This is a genomic window from Pelagibius sp., assembly GCF_028281305.1.
Classification (GTDB): Bacteria; Pseudomonadota; Alphaproteobacteria; order Kiloniellales; family Kiloniellaceae; genus Pelagibius.
The window spans coordinates 1-17,900 of sequence record NZ_JANQKD010000018.1 but is presented as its reverse complement, the minus strand read 5'-3'; the positions used below and the strand labels follow the sequence as shown (position 1 = coordinate 17,900).

The 17,900-nt window shown below is 65.3% G+C and carries 19 protein-coding genes; 6 read left to right on the top strand and 13 right to left on the bottom strand.

The window, feature by feature from the left end; all coding sequences use genetic code 11:
* Nucleotides 1-29: 29 nt before the first annotated feature.
* A complete protein-coding gene (locus Q0982_RS05035) occupies nt 30-731 on the bottom strand; it encodes an alpha/beta fold hydrolase (RefSeq protein ID WP_299392479.1) in 702 nt (233 codons plus the stop codon).
* 53 nt (nt 732-784) lie between these two features.
* On the bottom strand, nt 785-1,270 hold the full coding sequence (locus Q0982_RS05030; RefSeq protein ID WP_299392477.1) for an isochorismatase family protein: 486 nt from the start codon (nt 1,268-1,270) through the stop codon (nt 785-787).
* A gap of 236 nt (nt 1,271-1,506) precedes the next feature.
* On the opposite strand from Q0982_RS05030, the gene Q0982_RS05025 reads away from it, so the two are divergent.
* Entirely contained in the window at nt 1,507-3,015 is a 1,509-nt protein-coding gene (locus Q0982_RS05025) for a DEAD/DEAH box helicase (protein ID WP_299392474.1), read from the top strand.
* Between the two features lie 12 nt (nt 3,016-3,027).
* Here Q0982_RS05025 and Q0982_RS05020 read toward each other — a convergent pair whose 3' ends face one another.
* Entirely contained in the window at nt 3,028-4,062 is a 1,035-nt protein-coding gene (locus tag Q0982_RS05020; RefSeq protein WP_299392472.1) for a DUF5666 domain-containing protein, read from the bottom strand.
* 14 nt (nt 4,063-4,076) lie between these two features.
* A complete protein-coding gene (locus Q0982_RS05015; RefSeq protein ID WP_299392469.1) occupies nt 4,077-4,928 on the bottom strand; it encodes a DUF6502 family protein in 852 nt (283 codons plus the stop codon).
* Between the two features lie 158 nt (nt 4,929-5,086).
* Between Q0982_RS05015 and Q0982_RS05010 the strand changes: the two genes are divergently transcribed.
* Nucleotides 5,087-6,769 (top strand): calcium-binding protein, encoded by a 1,683-nt coding sequence (locus tag Q0982_RS05010; RefSeq protein ID WP_299392466.1) that lies wholly within the window; start codon nt 5,087-5,089, stop codon nt 6,767-6,769.
* Nucleotides 6,770-6,807: 38 nt separating this feature from the next.
* Here the strand turns inward: Q0982_RS05010 and Q0982_RS05005 are convergent, their stop codons facing one another.
* The gene (locus Q0982_RS05005; protein WP_299392464.1) at nt 6,808-7,359 is read right to left on the bottom strand and encodes a GNAT family N-acetyltransferase; all 552 of its coding nucleotides are present in this window, start codon (nt 7,357-7,359) and stop codon (nt 6,808-6,810) included.
* Nucleotides 7,360-7,479: 120 nt separating this feature from the next.
* Here Q0982_RS05005 and Q0982_RS05000 point away from each other — a divergent pair, with 120 nt between their 5' ends.
* Nucleotides 7,480-7,722: an Lrp/AsnC ligand binding domain-containing protein gene (locus Q0982_RS05000; RefSeq protein ID WP_299392460.1), complete on the top strand. Its 243-nt coding sequence runs from the start codon at nt 7,480-7,482 to the stop codon at nt 7,720-7,722.
* Nucleotides 7,723-7,753: 31 nt separating this feature from the next.
* Here Q0982_RS05000 and Q0982_RS04995 read toward each other — a convergent pair whose 3' ends face one another.
* The 8 genes from Q0982_RS04995 to Q0982_RS23795 form a co-directional block, all read right to left on the bottom strand.
* Entirely contained in the window at nt 7,754-8,173 is a 420-nt protein-coding gene (locus Q0982_RS04995) for a hypothetical protein (protein ID WP_299392458.1), read from the bottom strand.
* A 52-nt stretch (nt 8,174-8,225) separates the two neighbouring features.
* Entirely contained in the window at nt 8,226-8,909 is a 684-nt protein-coding gene (locus Q0982_RS04990; RefSeq protein ID WP_299392456.1) for a cytochrome P460 family protein, read from the bottom strand.
* A gap of 167 nt (nt 8,910-9,076) precedes the next feature.
* Complete coding sequence (upp, locus tag Q0982_RS04985; protein ID WP_299392454.1) at nt 9,077-9,709, bottom strand: uracil phosphoribosyltransferase; 633 nt, start codon at nt 9,707-9,709, stop codon at nt 9,077-9,079.
* A 152-nt stretch (nt 9,710-9,861) separates the two neighbouring features.
* Entirely contained in the window at nt 9,862-12,102 is a 2,241-nt protein-coding gene (locus Q0982_RS04980; protein WP_299392452.1) for a mechanosensitive ion channel family protein, read from the bottom strand.
* Nucleotides 12,103-12,278: 176 nt separating this feature from the next.
* Nucleotides 12,279-12,797 (bottom strand): hypothetical protein, encoded by a 519-nt coding sequence (locus Q0982_RS04975; protein ID WP_299392450.1) that lies wholly within the window; start codon nt 12,795-12,797, stop codon nt 12,279-12,281.
* A 9-nt stretch (nt 12,798-12,806) separates the two neighbouring features.
* Nucleotides 12,807-13,265 carry a cytochrome P460 family protein gene (locus tag Q0982_RS04970; protein ID WP_299392446.1) on the bottom strand — a complete coding sequence of 153 codons (459 nt, stop codon included), beginning with the start codon at nt 13,263-13,265 and terminating at the stop codon, nt 12,807-12,809.
* Between the two features lie 910 nt (nt 13,266-14,175).
* The gene (locus Q0982_RS04965) at nt 14,176-14,667 is read right to left on the bottom strand and encodes a hypothetical protein (protein ID WP_299392443.1); all 492 of its coding nucleotides are present in this window, start codon (nt 14,665-14,667) and stop codon (nt 14,176-14,178) included.
* Nucleotides 14,668-15,050: 383 nt separating this feature from the next.
* Entirely contained in the window at nt 15,051-15,638 is a 588-nt protein-coding gene (locus tag Q0982_RS23795) for a cytochrome c family protein (RefSeq protein WP_322096954.1), read from the bottom strand.
* A gap of 185 nt (nt 15,639-15,823) precedes the next feature.
* On the opposite strand from Q0982_RS23795, the gene Q0982_RS04955 reads away from it, so the two are divergent.
* The 3 genes from Q0982_RS04955 to sufB form a co-directional block, all read left to right on the top strand.
* A complete protein-coding gene (locus Q0982_RS04955; protein WP_299392441.1) occupies nt 15,824-16,198 on the top strand; it encodes a hypothetical protein in 375 nt (124 codons plus the stop codon).
* A gap of 239 nt (nt 16,199-16,437) precedes the next feature.
* On the top strand, nt 16,438-16,908 hold the full coding sequence (locus Q0982_RS04950) for an SUF system Fe-S cluster assembly regulator (protein ID WP_299392438.1): 471 nt from the start codon (nt 16,438-16,440) through the stop codon (nt 16,906-16,908).
* Nucleotides 16,909-16,954: 46 nt separating this feature from the next.
* Nucleotides 16,955-17,900, top strand: a 946-nt coding sequence (sufB, locus tag Q0982_RS04945) for a Fe-S cluster assembly protein SufB (RefSeq protein ID WP_299392435.1), incomplete at its 3' end; no start/stop codon positions are given.

The window sequence follows — 17,900 nt, the reverse complement described above, 5'->3', positions numbered from 1 at the left end:
CGGCCCCTCCCCCTGCTCTTGAACGACTGTCAGCTCTGAAGCCAGCGCCGCATGGCGGCGGTGACCGGCTGCGGGCGTTCCAGCGGGGCCAGATGGCCGCAATCCTCGACCACCACCAATTCGGCATCCGGAATGGCCGCCGCCATGGCCTCATGATCGGCCAGGGGCGTCAGGGCGTCCTGCCGCCCGCAGAGCACAAGGGTCGGCACCGCGATCCCGGGCAGCGTCTCCCGGTGGTCGCGCCGGGTCATGATGGCGTGTTGCTGGGAGAGGAAGGCGTCACGTCCGACCCGCTCGGCCATGCCCATCACCGCCGCGGTCAGCGCCTCATCGTCCATCCGGCTTTCCAGGATGAACAGCGGCAGCAGCCGCGGCGTCACGCCCTTGAACTGACCCTTCTGGGCGAGCTGGATCAGACCGCGTCGGCGCGCCGTCGCTTTCTCCGAATCCCCCTGGGCGCGGGTGTCGATCAGGGCCAGGCGCTCGACCCGCTCCGGCGCGCGGGCCATCAGCTCCAACGCCACATAACCGCCCATGGACAGCCCGGCCAGAGCGAAGCGCGGCGGCATCGCGGCCAGCACGTGGTCGACCATGGCGGCACTGCTGTCCTGGGTGGTGAAATCGGCCACCCAACAGTCGGCAATGTCGGACAGGCCGTTGATCTGGTGCTCCCAGAGGGCTCCGTCGCAGAGCAGCCCCGGCAGAAGCGCAAGCGGGATCTTTTCGGTCATGGAAGGTTTCTTAGCTGGGAAGGATCGTCACATCGCGGCTCAGGCCGATCACTCTAGGCGGTTCCGACGGCCTGCCCAAGCCCCCCGGCCAGGACCAACGCGCTGCTCGTCAGCGTAACCCCACCCGCTGCCATGCGCCGCAGTGCCAGCGCCTTGTTCAGCGGCTCGCGCGATGCAACCGCATCGCTGACCAGGGTGACCTTGATTCTCCTTGCGCGCAGGCAGAGCACGGTCTGGAGCACGCAGACGTGTGCTTCCATGCCGGCCACAAGCCACGCCGTAACCCCGGCATGGCGCTGAAGCGCCGCCTCGAAGGCAGCCTCCCGCGGCGCGCCGAAGGCGGTCTTCTCAATGATCTCTTCCGGCGCCAGGCCGCTGCGCAGAGGCGCAACCGTCGGACCCAGCCCTTTGGAATACTGCTCGGTCGCGAGAACCGGCCGGCCGGCGGCTTTGAAGCCCTGCAGCAGCCGCTGACAGCGCGCGACAACTGCCGGGCTTTCGGCGATTGCCGGCGCAAGGCGCTCCTGAAGATCGACCAAAAGCAGCCCCGCATCGTTACAGTCAACCGGAGGCTGCAGCCCAGTTGTATCGGAAACATTAACCATAATTAGCCCAAGATATAGGAACATTATTTTATTTGGAATGACGACTGTTCGCTACTTCATGAATAGGGCCGCAAATGATTGACATGTTCACGGCAATTCTTATGATCCGCGCAGCCGTGATTGAATCGCATTCAATCGGCGTAGCTACTCCAGAGTGACACACGGATTACATGATTTTTGAAGATCTTGGACTGAGTCCAGAGGTCCTGAAGGCGGTTGAGGAAGTGGGTTATTCCACCCCGACCCCGATCCAGGAAAAAGCGATCCCGGTCGTCCTGATGGGGCGCGACGTCTTGGGCTGTGCGCAAACCGGCACCGGCAAGACGGCGGGCTTCACACTGCCGATGATCGACATCCTCTCCAGCGGCCGCGCCCGGGCCCGCATGCCCCGTTCTCTGATCATTGCACCGACGCGCGAACTGGCCGCCCAGGTGTCCGAGAACTTCGAGCTCTACGGCAAGTACGGCAAGCTTTCCATGGCCCTGCTCATCGGCGGCTCGTCCTTTGTCGAGCAGGAGCAGAAGCTGGACCGCGGCGTCGATGTTCTGATCGCAACGCCCGGACGCCTCATCGATCTCTTCGAGCGCGGCAAGATCCTGCTGGCCGACGTGAAGATCCTAGTCATTGACGAGGCCGACCGCATGCTGGACATGGGCTTCATGCCCGACGTCGAGCGCATCGTCGGCCTGCTGCCGAAGATCCGCCAGACCCTGTTCTTCTCGGCCACCATGCCGCCGGAGATCCGCCGGCTGGCCGACAGCTTCCTGATGAACCCGAAGGAGATCTCCGTCGATCCGCCGGCCTCGGCGGCCGAGACCGTGACCCAGGGCCTTCTCAAGGTCCGCGGCGCGGCGAAGGAGAAGCGGGCCGCGCTGCGGGATCTGATCCGCAGCGAGGAGGTCAAGTCCGCCCTCGTGTTCTGCAACCGCAAGCGCGACGTGGACATCGTCTTCCGCTCCATGCAGCGCCACGGCTTTTCGGTGGCCGCCCTGCACGGCGATATGGCCCAGCCGGTGCGGATGGAGACTCTCCAGACCTTCAAGGACGGCGAGGTGCAATTCCTGGTGTGCTCCGACGTGGCCGCACGCGGTCTGGATATCCCCGCCGTGTCCCACGTCTTCAATTTCGATGTGCCGTCCAACCCCGAAGACTACGTCCACCGGATCGGACGGACGGGGCGCGCCGGACGCAGCGGCAAGGCCTTTACCCTGGCGCTGCCGGAAGAAAACAAATACCTGGCTTCCGTGGTTCGCATGATCGGCAAGGAGATCCCCAAGGTCGCCCTCGAAGGCGCGGAAAGCTGGGACGCCGGCGAGGCCGAGGAACAGGCTGGCCGCCGTCGCCGCGGATCGACGCGCCGGGGCTCCCGCTCCGCCGCGGGCAAGGGTTCCGAGGGCCGGGGCCGCAAGGACCGGAGTGACCGGAACCGGCGCGAGAAGGACGGCGGCGAAAGAAGCCGCGGAGAAAGTGACCGCTCGTCGAAAGATCTCGAGGTTGTTTCCTTCGAGGCTGTGGCCGAGCAGGACGCCGCTAAGAGCAGCGGAACCAAAGCAAAGGGCGAAAAGCGCGAGCCCCGCCGCAGCAGGCAGAAGCAGGGTGACGAAACCTTGGCGCCCGGCGAAACTGCCTTCGGCGACCACATTCCGGCCTTCCTGCTGCGTCCGGCGAAGGTCGCCTGACAGCCTCTTCGTTTACCGCGTCACCACCGCAGCCTCGGGCGCAAAGCCATCGTCAACCGCAGCCAGGATCACGCGGCGTTCGGCCACGCCCTCCGGTAGCGGCAGACCCCGGGCGACCTTGAAGGCGCCGTCATAGGCGCCGATGAAGACGGCCCGCTCATCGGCCAGTGCGCCGAGTTTGGCCGCCTCATCGAAGCTGTGTCCCAGCCCGGAGACCGCGTAGCCCGGCGGTGCCGGCTGCGGTTCCAGATAGCCTTCCACCGACAACCGCTCGAGCGGCCCGGCCAGGCCCCGGAAACGGCCAGCCGTCACACGCTCGGCAATCAACAGATCGCCGCGGCGGCGGCCCACGGCCGTCACAAAGCCACCGGCCTGCGGTTCGGGGGTGCCGGGGGGCAGCACGAGGTCGAGGCCACCAAGGCGCAGCCGGCCCCGTGCGCCGCCCGCCAGGGCGACGCCTGCCACGACATCGTCGAGGCTGACCGCGCTCAAGAGATCGACCCGCGCGGCGACCACTACACCGTTGCCACGCCACAGCCCTGAGACGGCAACCCGCTGACCTGGGGTGGGCCGGAAGATGCCCTCTGGCCCCTTGAGAAGCGCCCCCGGCTCGACCAGCACCTCAACACCGAGACAGCGGAACCCGCCTTCGGTCAGGCTTTCGATCCGACCGATCAGCGGATGCTCGACCGTGACCGCCGCGGCGACCAGGCGCCCATCCTGTCCGGCCGCCGCCTCAACGGTAACGGCATGACCCGCATCAACCGCGTCCAAGGGCAGCGCCCCAAGCGCATGCCGCACGGCGAGGCCCGGCGGCGTCTCCACCGTCAAACCGTTGACCAGCAGGCTGGCCGTGCCGTGCACCAGACCGAAGATGCCGGTGCCGCCGACCCCACCCTCCGACGGGCGGTCGGAAGACCCTCCGGATGATGCCTGCGCGGTGCGTTGCCCGCGCTGTGGGAGGCCCGGCGGACTGCAGGCCGCGAGCGCTGTCAGTCCAAACCCGATGAGGACGGCCCGTCGCTTGGCATCGATCTTCTGTCCCATGATCCTCCCCCGACTCAGCGCTCGTCCTCTGAGGCCTCGTCTTCCCGATAAAAGTACACGCCGAAGCGGAAACGTTCGTTGGCTCCGCCGGCTCCTACATGCTCGTCGTCCGCGCCCTGGCGCTCAAAGCCCAGGCGGTTGAGTTCGGCCAGCACCTCCCCGGCGAGAACGCGCGCACGCTCCTCAATCGCATCCACCGAGTCGGCAGTCAGGTTGTTGTAAAAGACGGCTCTCTCGAGAAAGGGCGCAGGGCCCTCTTCGATCAGAATGTTCTCTACCGCAGCAGACACATGGTCGCCGATGTTTCGGGAGAAGAAGTGGAAACGTTCGGCGCCGCTATCGCGCGCCACCAGGGCGTCGCCGCGCAGGACGACTGTGTCAGCCTCCCTATCGTGGACGACCAAACCGCGGCGCATCAGTTCGTCCAGGATCGTACGCGGACGCACATCCCGGCTGACCGACTCCACCAAGGCCTCGAACGACATCGTGTCCTTGGCCTGCCTGGGCAAGGCACGCGGCGCCCCCTCGCTGGTCGTCGTTTGCGGGTCGGCCAGCCAGCGTCCGACAACCGTCGCCAGCACACTCACGCGTTGGCCGAGGACCGTGTCTTCGGTGCCCGCGCTTTCGCGCAGCGCCCGCACGTCCTTGCGGTGAACCCCGGTGATGACACTGACACGGCTGTCGGTCGGCTGTTCGCCGTTCAGCCGGAAGTCCTCGCGGGCCACCTCCACATAGAGCTCCTTGAGTACCCGGTAGAGCGCCGGTGCGGTGATGCCCTTGGCGATCAGGGCTTTCACCAGAGGCCGCAGGAGCCGCCTGACGGCAGGCCCCAGCCCCGACGCGTCCGGGTCACCAGACTGTGTCATGGGCGTGATATAGAGCCTGGTGGGAAAAAAGACCACAAAAAACCTTGGAGTTCGGCGAGGCTCGCGTATATGGTGAGTCAATAAATGGGATTTTTTCCCACAAACAATCATATGGGGTCTTAACCGCAGTCCTGCAACGTTTTTGAGGAGCTCCCCCCATGTCCTTTCTCTCCGGATTCCTGAGTTTCTTTAGCGGACTTACCCGCTTCGGTAGCAACGATGACGACGTCATTACGCGGTTCCTGGGCAGCCGCACCGTCGCCCGTGACGGCGACGACACGGTTGTCGGCGGTTTCTTCAATGATGTGGTTTACGGCGGCGATGGCAACGACCTGATCCGCGGCCGCACCGGCCACGACCGCCTTTTCGGCGAAGACGGCGACGATGATCTGCGGGCCGGCCGCGGCGACGACACCCTGGTGGGCGGCAGCGGCAACGACCACCTGCGGAGCGGCTTCGGGGCCGACCGCTTCGTGTTCGACCCCTCCAATCCGGATGAAGGCGACGATGTGATAAAGGACCTGGATATCGCCGCCGGCGATCGCCTGGTCCTGAACGCCGCCGACGTGCTGCGCTCCGCCCCGGGCGTCGCCTCCGCCTCGCCCTTCGGCGACCCGGGCGCTGTCGAGGGTGCGGACCTGGATGAAGACCCCGACTGGACCATCAGCGCTTCTCCCGACGGCTTTGTCGTGGTCGGGCATCCCGGCGGCACCATCACCATCGAGGGGCTGGCGTTCTCGGATGCGTTGCGCTTCGAGGACCTTCTGCCCGCCATCGAGATCGCCAACGCCCAGGCCGGCGATGACGGCAACGACCGTCTGCGCGGCGGGCGCGACGACGACTTCCTGAACGGCCTGTCCGGCGACGACAGGCTCTCAGGACGGGCCGGCGACGACGTCATCCTGGGTGGGGAGGGCAACGACACGCTGCGCGGCGGGCGTGACAACGACCTCCTGAACGGAGGCCTCGACGATGACCGTGTCATCGGAAACAGCGGCGACGATACCCTGATCGGCGGCAGCGGCGACGACCATCTGCGCGGCGATGCCGGCATCGACCGCTTCGTCTTCGACCCCAGCAATCCGGACGAAGGCGCCGACGTGGTGCAGGACTTCACCCTGGGCGAAGACCTGCTGGTGCTGTCGGCAGCGGACATTGCCAAGGCGACGCCGGAGATCATCTCGGCGCTGGCCGGCGGCGATACTTCGGCCATCGCCGGGGCCGCCGAACTGCTGACCGCACTGGACAACAGCCCGGAATGGAGCATCACCGGCGCACCGGACAGCAACAATCTGACGGTCGGCCATCCGGGCGGGACCATCGAGTTCGAAGGGCTGGCCTTTGCCGGCCAGAGCTTCGTCGACTTAGCCGGTGCCTTCGATGCCGCGGCGCTCAACCTGCAGAACGGCACCGTTGGCGACGAGACGCTCGCCGGCGGGCGCGGCGACGACCTGCTGAACGGCGGCGCCGGACTGGATCTCCTGATCGGCGACAGCGGCGACGACCTGCTGGTCGGGGGCGGCGATGCAGACCTCTTCCGCTTCGATCCCTCCAATGGCAACGAGGGCGACGACATCATCGCCGACTTCAATCCCGGCGAGGGCGATCTGATCCAGCTTGCAGTCCAGGACGTGATCGACTCCCTGGAGCCGGCGCTGCTGGACGACGGCCTGCAGCTCACCGATCTGGACACCTCCGCCAACTGGGACTTCACCGCCACCCCCGGCGGCGATGCGACCATCACCCATACCGGCGGCACCATTACCCTGGTCGGGCTTGGCGACGCCCTGGGCGGCGTGGCCAGCTTCAACGATCTGAGCGGGTCCCTCGACCTGGTGTAAGGAGAGATTCGCCAAAGCGCCCGCTGTGGAACTGTTGCCTAGACTGCTCCACAGCGGCGCAACGTCTTCACCATGCACACGCGCGGACTGAGGCCGTCCAGCCCACGCGCCTTCTCCCCGGCACGCACAGCCCGGAGGTCGGGGCCAACGTGATCCTCGCTCCTGACGGCGAACTCCAGGATCTCGTAGTAGGGGCGGTTCCAAGGCACATCGCGGAAGGTCGTCAAAAACAGACTCTGAAACCCTTGCTCCAGAGCCCAGGTCTCGACGCAGGCAATCAGACCGCGGCCGAGACCCTGGCGCCCGCGGTCGGGATGCACGGAGACCTCCGCCAGATAGCCTTCCCCATCGACGCTGCCGGCAATGGCCAGGCCAACAGGAATCCCGGCGTCGGTCTCCGCCACCCAGAGACGCCCCTCCTCCGCCAGCGCAAGATACTCCTCAACCGCCGTCGGGCGCCCCTCGGCGATGACGTCCAGGCCGACCGCGCGAAAGCGGGCGGCTGCGGCGCGTTCCACGGCACCGAGTTTCGGGGCGTCCGCTGGACTGCCGCGGCGCAGCCGTGCCGTCACGGTTCCAGTCCTCCGCATCTGCCGCCACCCTTGGCCTTCGGCGCTGAACAGCTATGATGGCGGCTGCGTGTTCGGGGCCAGCCGCAAATCCGGGCATCACCCGAGATCAGAGTCAAAGGCAGGGAAAGACGGGACGGCATGCAGACGATCTTCATCATGATCAAGTGCGACCTTGGAAAGGCCTATCCGGTGGCCGACGCGTTGGTGGAGAACGTGGAACAGGTCTCGGAAGTACACTCGACCTCAGGCGAATACGACCTGCTGGTCAAGTGCTACCTGCAGGACAGTGATGATATCGGCCACTTCGTCAACGAAGAGGTCCAAACCCTGCCCGGCATCAAGGACACCTTCACCCTGATCGCCTTCAAGGCCTTTTCCTGACCGCCTGGCGGCTCGACGAAAGCCCCCGGCTTCAGACGCCGCGAATGGTGACCGGCTCATCACGCTCGCGTGCGGCCCGCAGCCATGAGCCGAGTTCCTGCAGCATTGTGCAGAACTGCTGCCGGCCGACCTCCCAGTCGTCGATGGAGAGGAACTGGGTGTAGCCGTAGCTGGCGGTGAGCGGCCAGACCTGCTTGGGGCTGTCGCTGTGGGAGATGCGCCGCGACGCCTCCTCCAGTTCCTCGACCAACCGATCGATCGCAAAGCCCGTAAGGGTGGTGGTGCTGGTAACCCTGAAGTTGCCCGCAACGAAACAGAGAGCCTCAAAGGCATCGCCGTCCATGTATACGGTGTCGTTCGGGCGCAGAGGCGCGCCGCGCTCCCCCGGATAGAAGGCGGCGTAGTAAGAGCCGACCAGGTCCTCGGCGTTCTTGACCAGCGTCAACTGCATCTGGTCATTCTGCGCCAAGCTGTTGACAGCGGGCAACGACACAGATGCGGCACTAGTCCGCCGTCACGCGGCGCTCCGCCGGAACGAAAAACAGATGGTCCTGGTCCTCCTGCGCCAGGTGACAGGCAATGCAGAACTCTACCCGCTGGGCGCCCTCACCCCCCGTCTCGCCCAGGAACTCGCCGGTCTCTGAGATCATCGAGTAGCGCCAGTCGCCGGTCACGTAGTTGAACCCCGGGGCCATCTTCTCCATCACGAAGAGCGGGCCCAGGGTGATCTCGCCCGCGTCGGTGACCACGAAGCTGTCCTTGACCACCACCGATCCGACAGGCAGTTGCCCGGCCTGCTCATAGCGGCCGTAGTCGCGGGCCTGGGCATTGGCATAGTTGCTGACGTAGCGCCGGCCGTGGGTCATGGATTTGTAGGGGGCGCTGCTGTAGCGCTGCCAGCTCTGATATTCCCCGACGATGCTGCTGCCGCTGCGGGCATAGACGGCGGCCAGTTCGTCGGCGAGGCCGAGGTAGATCTCCACAGCTTCCCGCTCGCTGAGAACAGCGGGATTGGGGACCCTGAAATGCCGGCGTGGTTGTTCGGTGCTGCCGCCGAGACCTTGGGCGGTCTGCAGCGGTTCAGAGACGCTGCCGGCAGACGAAGCGCTCTCCGGCTCGCCCGCCGTGGCACTCTGGGCCAGCGCACCAGCGATCACGGCAGCCATGACGGCGGGGCGTATGGGCATACGCGCATACCTCCTTACAGCGACCCCAACTCTTCCCTTCGGTCCTGCATAAGGAAGATATGGGGTCCCGCCGACTACAAGAAAAGGTTGTAGTGAGCCGCAATGCTCGCCGTAGAACAACAGTTGCAGCGGCGCCGCACTGGCGCTGCGGCCGGCCGCCGCTGCTGCTACTTGGTGCCGAAGATACGGTCGCCCGCATCGCCCAGACCGGGCACGATGTAGCCCTTGTCGTTCAGGCGCTCGTCGACGGCAGCGGTAAAGATCGGCACGTCCGGATGGGCGTCCTGCAGGGTCTTGATCCCTTCCGGGGCCGCGACCAGACAGACAAAGCTGAGCGACCCGGCGTTGTCGCGCTTGAGCAGCTCCAGGGCCGCAACGGCGGTGTGCCCGGTCGCCAGCATCGGGTCGACGACAATGGCAAGCCGCCGGCTCATATCCTGCGGGACCTTGTAATAGTACTCCACCGCCTCGAGGGTCGAGGGATCGCGGTAGAGGCCGACATGGCCCACCGAGGCTGCCGGGATCAGGTCGAGCATGCCGTCGAGGAGACCGTTGCCGGCCCGGAGAATGGTGATAAAGCAGGGCTCGGGCTCCGCCAGCACCGGCAGTTCCGCCTGAGAGACAGGCGTCTCCACCGTGACGGTCTTCAGTTCCAGATGCCGGGTTACCTCATAGGCGAGGAGAAGGCTGATCTCCCGCAACAGGCGGCGGAACTCCGGCAGCGCCGTATCCTTGTCGCGCATCAGCGTCAGTTTGTGCTGGACCAGCGGGTGGTCGACCGTCGTCACCGAGTTCTGCATGGTTCCCCTGCTGTCGGCCCCTGGATGGTCCGGGGCGTTTTCGTTGGCGGTCCGCCCCTTCCCTGCCGGGCCGGCCTTGGGCAGAGTGTTAGAAGACGGGGACGATTCTGTCGAGAGCCAAGGCGGTGGCCGGCCGCCCGAAAGCGGTCCCGTTACGCCTTGTTGGCTGCGGCCTCGGCGCCGGTAACGGCAGAGGCGGCCGCTTTCTCCGCCGCCGCCCGCTCTTCCGGATCCAGTTCCTCGGAACCGGGCACATGAACCGTCACCCGGCGGTCGGCGAACTTGATGCCTTCGCGCGCGAAGGCCTCCTGGACCGCCTGGAACACGGCCCGGCGGATCAGGAACTGACGGCCGGGTTTGGCCATGAACTTGCCGCGCACAACAAAGGCGCTGTCGTCCGTGGCCAGCACCCCCTGGGATTTAAAGGGCTGCAGGAAGTCCGGGCCGATCTCCTCGTGCTTCATCAGGTCCTGACCGATCCGTTTGAAGATCTTGCGCACCTTTTCCAGGTCGGTGTCGAAGGGGACGCGGAACTCCAGCTTCATGATCGCCCAGTCGCGGCTGTAGTTGGTGAGATGCTGGATCTCGCCGAAGGGCACCGTGTGCAGGGCGCCGCGGTGGTGGCGCAGGCGCAGCGAGCGCAGCGAGATCTTCTCGACCGTCCCCTTGACCACCCCCACGTCGATGTATTCGCCAAGGCGGAAGGCGTCGTCCACCAGGAAGAAGACACCGGAGACGATGTCGCGCACCAGTGTCTGTGCGCCAAACCCGACGGCCAGCCCGACAACCCCGGCGCCGGCCAGGAGCGGGCCGATGTTGACGCCGAGTGCGCTCAGCACGAGCATCACGGCCATCACGACGATGGTGATCTGAATGGCGAGACGCATCAGCGGCAGCAGGGTGCGCACCCGCGATGCCCCCTGCCCGCCCTGTTCTCCGGGCTCGGGCTCGCCCTGACCCTCTGCCGCCGCCTGGGCCGCATCCTCCGCCAGCCGGCGGTCGATGGTAATGCGTGCCAGCTCCCACAGCACATAAGCCACCAGGCCGGTGAGGCCGATGTCCACCATGGCGCCGGCCAGGCGGCCGCCGAAGCTCTTCTCGGCCAGGGAGAACAGGTCGACCCCCCAGATGCGCGCCAGAAACAGGGCCACGGCAATGCAGAGCAGGAAGCGCGAAGCCCGGAGCCCGACGATGCGCAGCTGCGCAAAGAGGGTTTCCTCCTGGGCGCTGCGCCGATCCAGACGCTGTGCCGCCCGCTCCAGGATCGCGTCCATGTGAGGAAGGAATATGACCGCAAGGAGGCTGCCGAAGGAGGCAAGGTAGGAAACACTGCCCCCCGTCAGTTCGATGACCACGACGATCACATAGAGCGCGGCCGAGTACAGAATGGTGACCAACGGCCAGTACTGCGCCAGCATGGCCCGGAACGGCGCCGCCCGCTCCGGCTCCCAATTCAGGTCACCGGCAATGGCGTGGCGTGCCCTGGCCAGGCTGTAGATCAGCGTGGCGATGAGCACCAGGCCGACGCTGAAGGTCAGCACCTGGTGGGCGTCATCCGGCATTCCCAGGCTGTGCAGCAGACTGCAGGTCAGGAATCCGAAACCTGCGATGCTCGCCATGATCACGTTCTGGCGGTGAATGGAGCGGGCGTCGTGATCGCTCATATGGGCAAGGCGCAGGCCCGGCAGGCGCGGTGCCAGCAGAAACCGCGAGAAAATGGCGTAGCTGCGCACCACAACGACCGCCGCAACATAGGTCATCACAGCCGTGCGCGTGACTTCATTGCCCTGGGTGAGCGCGAAGAAGACCGCCAGCGCGCCGGCCACGAAGACGCCCAGAAGAACGAACTCCAGGAAGAGCCGCAGCGCGAGGCGTCCGAAACGCGCTGCGGCGGCGTCCGGATGGGCTTCGGCAATCTGGCGAAAGAGCTCCCGCAGGGTCCGCCGCGCCAGCCACTCCGCCAGCCAGCCCACCGCCATCATCAAAGCAAAGCCCGCAGCGATCCACAGCAGGATCCCCGCCGGGCGGCCGTCCCGCAGACGGTCCAGAGCAGCCGGCATCGCGGTCGGCAAGACCGGCACTGCGGCGATCAGCCGGGCAAGGCCATCGCGCAGCGCTTCCGCGCGGTCGCGCGTCTGCATCAGGAGGCCGCCCAGGTCTTCGCTCTCGGCCGCGACCTGCTGCTCTGTCACCGCATCCAGGCGCTCCAGCAGCAGACGGCGCACCTCGGCATCGTCGAGGCGGGCCACCAGGTCGCGGATGGTTGCCTCGGAAAGCCCGGGGTCGGCAGCCTTCAGGGCCTCGATCGCCGGGTCCGGCACGTTCTGCTCCCCCGGCGGCAGCGTTTGCGCCAGCGCGCCGGGGGCCGCGAGGAAGACCATGAAGAGCGCCATAACGAGGCGCCTGAAAGAAGAGCCCACGAGCTGTCCCAGACCTCTCGGTTCAGACAGGCTAAATAAGGTGACTATATACCCAGGTGGCGACAAACCCAAACCGGGCCGGCCGCCTGGCTCGGCACGCCTTTGGATGCAAGACGGAGTTCGGAGGTTTCGGCCTCTGCCGGGGGATCTCAGTAGCCTGCGCGCAGCCGTCGGCTCAGGGCCTCCGCCGCCTCGCGTTGCGCCGCTGTCAGGTCGCTGCGCAGGGCGTCGCGCCGCTCCGCAGCCCATTGGCGCCCCTGCTCGGCTGCCAGAGAGAACCAGGCCAGCGCCTGGACGCGGTCGCGGGCAAGGCCCCAGCCTTGTGCGTACATCTGACCGAGGTTCATCTGGGCCACCGCATCGCCCCGCTCCGCCGCCCGTCGGTACCAGCGCGCCGCGGCGGGCAGATCGCGGACAAGACCGCTTCCGCCGGTCTCCAGGATGCCGGCAAGGGCGACTTGAGCCTGGAGGTTGCCGGCCTCGGCAAGAGGAAGCCACTCGGCATAGGCCGTGCCCAGGTCGCCGGCGTCGTAGGCCTCGACACCTTCTGCGAAGTCCGCAAAAGCAGGCCGCCCCGACCCAAGGGTCGAGGCGGCCATCGCCAGAAGGATCGAGAAGACGACCCGGCCCACGGCGGCGATGCGGCGCCGCCTGGACCGGACAGCCATCGATCCGGCCTATCTCACCCGGTACTCTTCGGGCAGCAGAAGGACATGGTCCTGGTCCGGCGTCACCGACTGATGGCAGCCGATGCAGAAGGCAACGTTGTCCGATCCGGCGCCGTTCGTCGTACCGAAGATGGAGCCGTTCGGCATGATCAGCGTGTAACGCCAGTCGTCGCTGTCCGGGTTGAAGCCGGCCTGCATCTTCTCCATCAGGAACAGCGGCCCGACCGAGACGCCGCCCTTGGCGTTCACCGCAAAGCTGTCCTTGGCCAGCTTGGCGCCCTGCGGGAAGGTGCCGGCGTTCTCGTAGTTGCCGTAGGCCTTCGCCGCCGTGTTGCCCCAGTTCTGGACGTAGCGCCCGCCGTGGGTATCAGACACATAGGCCTGGGTGCTGTAGCGGCGCCAGTTGGTGAAACCGGCGGCATCGCCCTTGTCCGACTTCGCATAGGCGGCCTTCATGGTCTCGAACATGCAATCGTAGGCAGCCAGCGCTTCCGCATCGGTCAGTTCAGGGGCTGCCCCTGCTGCACAGGGATTACAAGGGTTGCAGGGATTACACGGATTGCAGGGGTTGGCCGCTGCGCAGGGATTGCAAGGATTGGCTGCGCAGGGGTTGCAGTGGTTGGCAGCAGCGCGAGGGTTGCACGGGTTCGCCGCGGCGCAGGGGTTGCACGGGTTGCATGGATTAGCAGCCGCACAGGGATTGCACGGATTGGCCGCGCAAGGGTTACAAGGGTTGGCAGCGGCGCAAGGATTGCACGGGTTGCAAGGGTTGCAAGGGTTCTCGGCCGCGCAGGGATTCGCCAGGGCCGCAGCCTGGATGCGCGGGATCGCGCAGGCCGCAACAGTGCCCCCGCCGCCGGCCGCACAAGGATTGCACGGGTTACAGGGGTTGCACGGGTTGGCGGCCGCGCAAGGATTGCAGGGGTTGGCCGCACAGGGATTGCACGGGTTGGCAGCGGCGCAGGGGTTGCACGGATTGGCTGCACAAGGGTTACAGGGGTTCGCCGCAGCGCAGGGATTGCACGGATTCACCGGCTTTTTCGCCGCGCAAGGATTGCAGGGGTTACAGGCAGCCCGGGCCATGGGAACGCCCACCTGCCCTGTAGCAATCAGTTCGCCGGCCGCCACGCCGGCCATGACCACCAAGGGAACCATGGCGGTCGACATGAGTAGGCGTTTCCTGGACTTCATCAGATCACTCCCAGACCGAGATTTTTGGTTTTTCTTTGCTCGCAAAGCCAGCCAAAGCGGCGAGCTTCGGTCCCCTAAGCCTATGACTCCCGTGCGACTCTGTAGAGTCACGGCGACTCACGATATCGTGATGCTTCACAACTGTCTCCGCAGCGGCCTTCATCCAAAAACTGCTCGTGCGGCAGACCTATCGGAGATTGAGAAACTGTACTCGGAACTCCTGCGGCACAAAGAACAGCTGCTGCTGGTCTTCGCCCACGGCTTCATGGCATGTGATGCAGAACTCCACCCTTTCGTTACCCTCGCCATTGGTGGTTCCGAACAGGCTGCCGTCCGGCATGATCATGGTGTAACGCCAGTCGTGCGCCTCGGGCCGGAAGCCCTCGGGCATCTTCTCCATCAGAAACAGCGGACCGGTGAAGACATCGCCGCGCTGCGTCACGGCAAAAGAGTCCTTTGCCAGGATGGAACCGACGGGAAGCTCGGCGGCTTCCTCGTACTGGCCATAGGCCCGCGCAGTGGCGTTGGCGTAATTGTTGACGAACCGCTGACCGTGGGTGGCGGAGCGGTATGGGGCGGAGTTGTAGCGGCGCCACTCCACGAAGCGCTCCGCCGCCGGATCGTGCGACAGCCGGTATCCCGCAGCCATGCGATCGCGCACCTTGTCGTAGATCACCATCGCATCAGCCGGCGACAGCTTCGCTGGACGGTCAACCGAGAAATGATGCTCCGGCCTCGAGAACTCAGAGGATTGCCCATAGGCTGCGATAGGTATGGCGAAGAGCGCTGCTGCAAGGAATCGGCCTAGGAGCGTCAGAAATCCTGGCCTGTAACCAGGACAGCCATCTGGCCACGACATAGGGACCAAGCCAGCCTCCCGCTGAAGTCCGGCACGGGCACCACGCGAGCACCCGCTCTATGTCCATTCTGTGCCTGTTGGGCTTTCCTGGCGCATCAACTCCCGATCACAAGAGGTTGAGGCACAAGAGGTTGAGGCGCCGCAAACGCCAAAGCGGCCGGCCCTTGCCGGGGCCGGCGCTTCACATCAGGGTGGTGGGTGCCTTACTCCGCAGGTTTGAACTGCAGGAGATAGGCGATCACGTCGGCCCTTTCCTCAGGCTTCCTGAGTCCGGCGAACGCCATCTTCGTGCCTTTAACGGCCTTGCGCGGTGCTTCGAGATAAGCGCCCAGGGTCTCAGCGTCCCACACCGCGCCGCCCTCGCCATAAGCGATCATGGCCTTGGAGTACTTGTAGCCCTCAACCGTGCCAACCGCCCGGTCAACAATGTTGTACAGGCTCGGGCCGACCTTGTTCTTGCCCTCTTCAACAGCGTGGCAGGCCTTGCACTTGCGGAAGACCTTCTCGCCGTTGGCGGCATCGCCCTCGGCCAGGGCGGGCATGGTATGGAATGCGGCGGCGGCAAACACCACTGCGACAAGCGAGCTCTTTACTCCCATGAATTCACTCCGGTCTTTGTTTTCTTGGTTTCCCTTGCGGGAAAGGCTCTCCTGAGAATGCGGCAAAGAGCCGCCGTCGCGGGAGAGTATGGAGTTCTGAGCGATTAAGACAAGGTCCGAAGTGTCGCAGGCCGCCCCCCGAAAAGCCCGGAAACCCTGCCGTTCTGAGAAGCTTTCCACGTAAGCGATCATATCGGCCCGGTCCTTCAGCTTCTTGAACCCGAGGTTACAGCTCAACAAAGCATGAGGCCCGCTGACTGGAAGGCGAACCGTTCGCGCGGCCATCCCGACCCAGAGTTAAGCGGCCAATGTCAGCCTGTGTGGGTTCGGACAGAGGCCTAAAGGGTCCTGAACTGAGACTGGAAAGGGATTTCACAATGTCGACGCCGTCTCCGGCAAACACCACAACCTTCGCAGTTGCCGCCGCACTTGCAGTCCTCTTGGCCGGCCCGGCTGCCGTCAAAGCAAACGACACCGCAGCAGGCAATGGCTACGTCCAGGTTGCAGCCCAGCAACTCAAAACACCTCAGCGCGAGACGCTGCCGCCGCGTCCGCCTGCCGGCCCTCACAAACTGACCACGCAGGGCCAACGCGGCACGCTGAACACCTCGGGATGTGATGACGGCGCTGCCAAGCAGTCCTACGAGGGGTCGTGCCATCAGTATCCGGAGTACGAGGCCACCGGCGGCTGTCAAAGCGACACCACCCAGTCGTCGTATCCGGGCAACTGCGCGAACAGCAGCGAGCCCTGATCGCGGACTTAGGTGCGGAGCCGCCCGTCTGAACCACCCAGATCAAACGGAGTTTTCAAGGGGAGGCACCCGGTGCCTCCCCTCTTTTCCTGTGCAGCGCCGCAGCCGCCGGTGAGGCCGCCTGCAAGCGGCCTGGAAACTTTACCAAAATAGTCCGAGTTGCGAGCCGTTATCACTTGATTATCCCGCAATATCTTATATTTAAAATCATACCAGATTAGTATGATTTGAGGCTCACCATGTTCCGGTTGAACCGGCTGACAGACTACGCGGTGGTGGTGATGGCGCAGATGAGCCTGCGCGGAGAGCTGCGCTCGGCGCAACAGATCTCCGAGGACACCGCCGTTCCGCTGCCGACCGTATCCAAGCTGCTGAATCTGTTGGGACGGGCCGGCTTGGTGACCGCGCAGCGGGGCGCCGCGGGCGGCTACACGCTGAGCCGCAGCGCGGAGCAGATCACCGTCGCCCAGATCATTCAGGCGCTCGAAGGGCCGATCGCCCTGACCGCCTGCGTGGATGGCGCCGCGGATTCCTGCGGCGTGGAAGCGCTCTGCCCGATGCATGGCAACTGGAACAAGGTGAACAGCGCAATCCACCAGGCGCTGAACAGCGTCAGCCTGGCGGACATGTCCACCCTACCGGAACCCTTTCGCATTCCGGCCGGCGGCGAGGACAACCCTCGCGAGGCCGCACCCCTAAGCAAAGTCTGATCGCAAGAGTCCCAGGTAAGAACGGGAATGTCAGGAGAATAGTTGGATGGCTGCAACGGTTGAGACAGTCGAACAGGTCCGCGGGATCGAGAAGTACAAGTACGGCTTTGTCACCGAGATCGAAACCGACACCGCGCCCAAGGGCCTGAGTGAGGACATCGTCCGCTTCATCTCCGCCAAGAAAGAAGAGCCGGAGTGGCTGCTGGAGTGGCGCCTCAAGGCCTACCGCCACTGGCTCACCATGCCGGAGCCGGAGTGGGCCAAGGTGCAGTTCCCGCCCATCGACTATCAAGACGCCTACTACTACTCGGCGCCAAAGGCACCGGAGGACCGTCCCCAAAGCCTCGATGAGGTCGATCCCAAGCTGCTTGAAACCTATGAGAAGCTGGGCATCCCGCTGCGCGAGCAGGAGAAGCTGGCCGGCGTGGCCGTGGATGCGGTCTTCGACAGCGTCTCCGTGGCGACCACCTTCAAGAAGAACCTGGAAGAGGTCGGCGTCATCTTCTGCTCGATTTCCGAAGCCGTGCAGAAGCACCCGGAACTGGTCCGCAAGTACATGGGCTCGGTCGTTCCCTACGGCGACAACAAGCACTCCTGTTTGAACTCGGCGGTCTTCACCGACGGCTCCTTCGTCTACATCCCCAAGGGCGTGCGCTGCCCCATGGAGCTCTCGACCTACTTCCGCATCAACGCGGAGAACACGGGCCAGTTCGAGCGCACCCTGATCATCGCCGACGAAGGCTCCTACGTAAGCTACCTGGAGGGCTGCACCGCGCCGATGCGCGACGAGCACCAGCTCCACGCCGCGGTGGTGGAGCTGATCGCTCTCGACGATGCCGAGATCAAGTACTCGACGGTGCAGAACTGGTATCCCGGCGACGAGGACGGCAAGGGCGGCATCTACAACTTCGTCACCAAGCGCGGCGCGTGCCGCGGCCGCAACTCCAAGATCTCCTGGACCCAGGTGGAGACCGGCTCGGCGATTACCTGGA

Excerpts from the sequence above, each read along its gene's own strand:
- Q0982_RS05035 (WP_299392479.1), bottom strand. The coding sequence starts at position 731 with ATGACCGAAAAGATCCCGCTTGCGCTTCTGCCGGGGCTGCTCTGCGAC.
- Q0982_RS05025 (WP_299392474.1), top strand. The coding sequence starts at position 1,507 with ATGATTTTTGAAGATCTTGGACTGAGTCCAGAGGTCCTGAAGGCGGTT.
- Q0982_RS05020 (WP_299392472.1), bottom strand. The coding sequence starts at position 4,062 with ATGGGACAGAAGATCGATGCCAAGCGACGGGCCGTCCTCATCGGGTTT.
- Q0982_RS05015 (WP_299392469.1), bottom strand. The coding sequence starts at position 4,928 with ATGACACAGTCTGGTGACCCGGACGCGTCGGGGCTGGGGCCTGCCGTC.
- Q0982_RS05010 (WP_299392466.1), top strand. The coding sequence starts at position 5,087 with ATGTCCTTTCTCTCCGGATTCCTGAGTTTCTTTAGCGGACTTACCCGC.
- Q0982_RS05005 (WP_299392464.1), bottom strand. The coding sequence starts at position 7,359 with ATGCGGAGGACTGGAACCGTGACGGCACGGCTGCGCCGCGGCAGTCCA.
- Q0982_RS05000 (WP_299392460.1), top strand. The coding sequence starts at position 7,480 with ATGCAGACGATCTTCATCATGATCAAGTGCGACCTTGGAAAGGCCTAT.
- Q0982_RS04995 (WP_299392458.1), bottom strand. The coding sequence starts at position 8,173 with ATGCAGTTGACGCTGGTCAAGAACGCCGAGGACCTGGTCGGCTCTTAC.
- Q0982_RS04990 (WP_299392456.1), bottom strand. The coding sequence starts at position 8,909 with ATGCCCATACGCCCCGCCGTCATGGCTGCCGTGATCGCTGGTGCGCTG.
- upp (WP_299392454.1), bottom strand. The coding sequence starts at position 9,709 with ATGCAGAACTCGGTGACGACGGTCGACCACCCGCTGGTCCAGCACAAA.
- Q0982_RS04980 (WP_299392452.1), bottom strand. The coding sequence starts at position 12,102 with ATGGCGCTCTTCATGGTCTTCCTCGCGGCCCCCGGCGCGCTGGCGCAA.
- Q0982_RS04975 (WP_299392450.1), bottom strand. The coding sequence starts at position 12,797 with ATGGCTGTCCGGTCCAGGCGGCGCCGCATCGCCGCCGTGGGCCGGGTC.
- Q0982_RS04970 (WP_299392446.1), bottom strand. The coding sequence starts at position 13,265 with ATGTTCGAGACCATGAAGGCCGCCTATGCGAAGTCGGACAAGGGCGAT.
- Q0982_RS04965 (WP_299392443.1), bottom strand. The coding sequence starts at position 14,667 with ATGGTGATCTACGACAAGGTGCGCGATCGCATGGCTGCGGGATACCGG.
- Q0982_RS23795 (WP_322096954.1), bottom strand. The coding sequence starts at position 15,638 with ATGATCGCTTACGTGGAAAGCTTCTCAGAACGGCAGGGTTTCCGGGCT.
- Q0982_RS04955 (WP_299392441.1), top strand. The coding sequence starts at position 15,824 with ATGTCGACGCCGTCTCCGGCAAACACCACAACCTTCGCAGTTGCCGCC.
- Q0982_RS04950 (WP_299392438.1), top strand. The coding sequence starts at position 16,438 with ATGTTCCGGTTGAACCGGCTGACAGACTACGCGGTGGTGGTGATGGCG.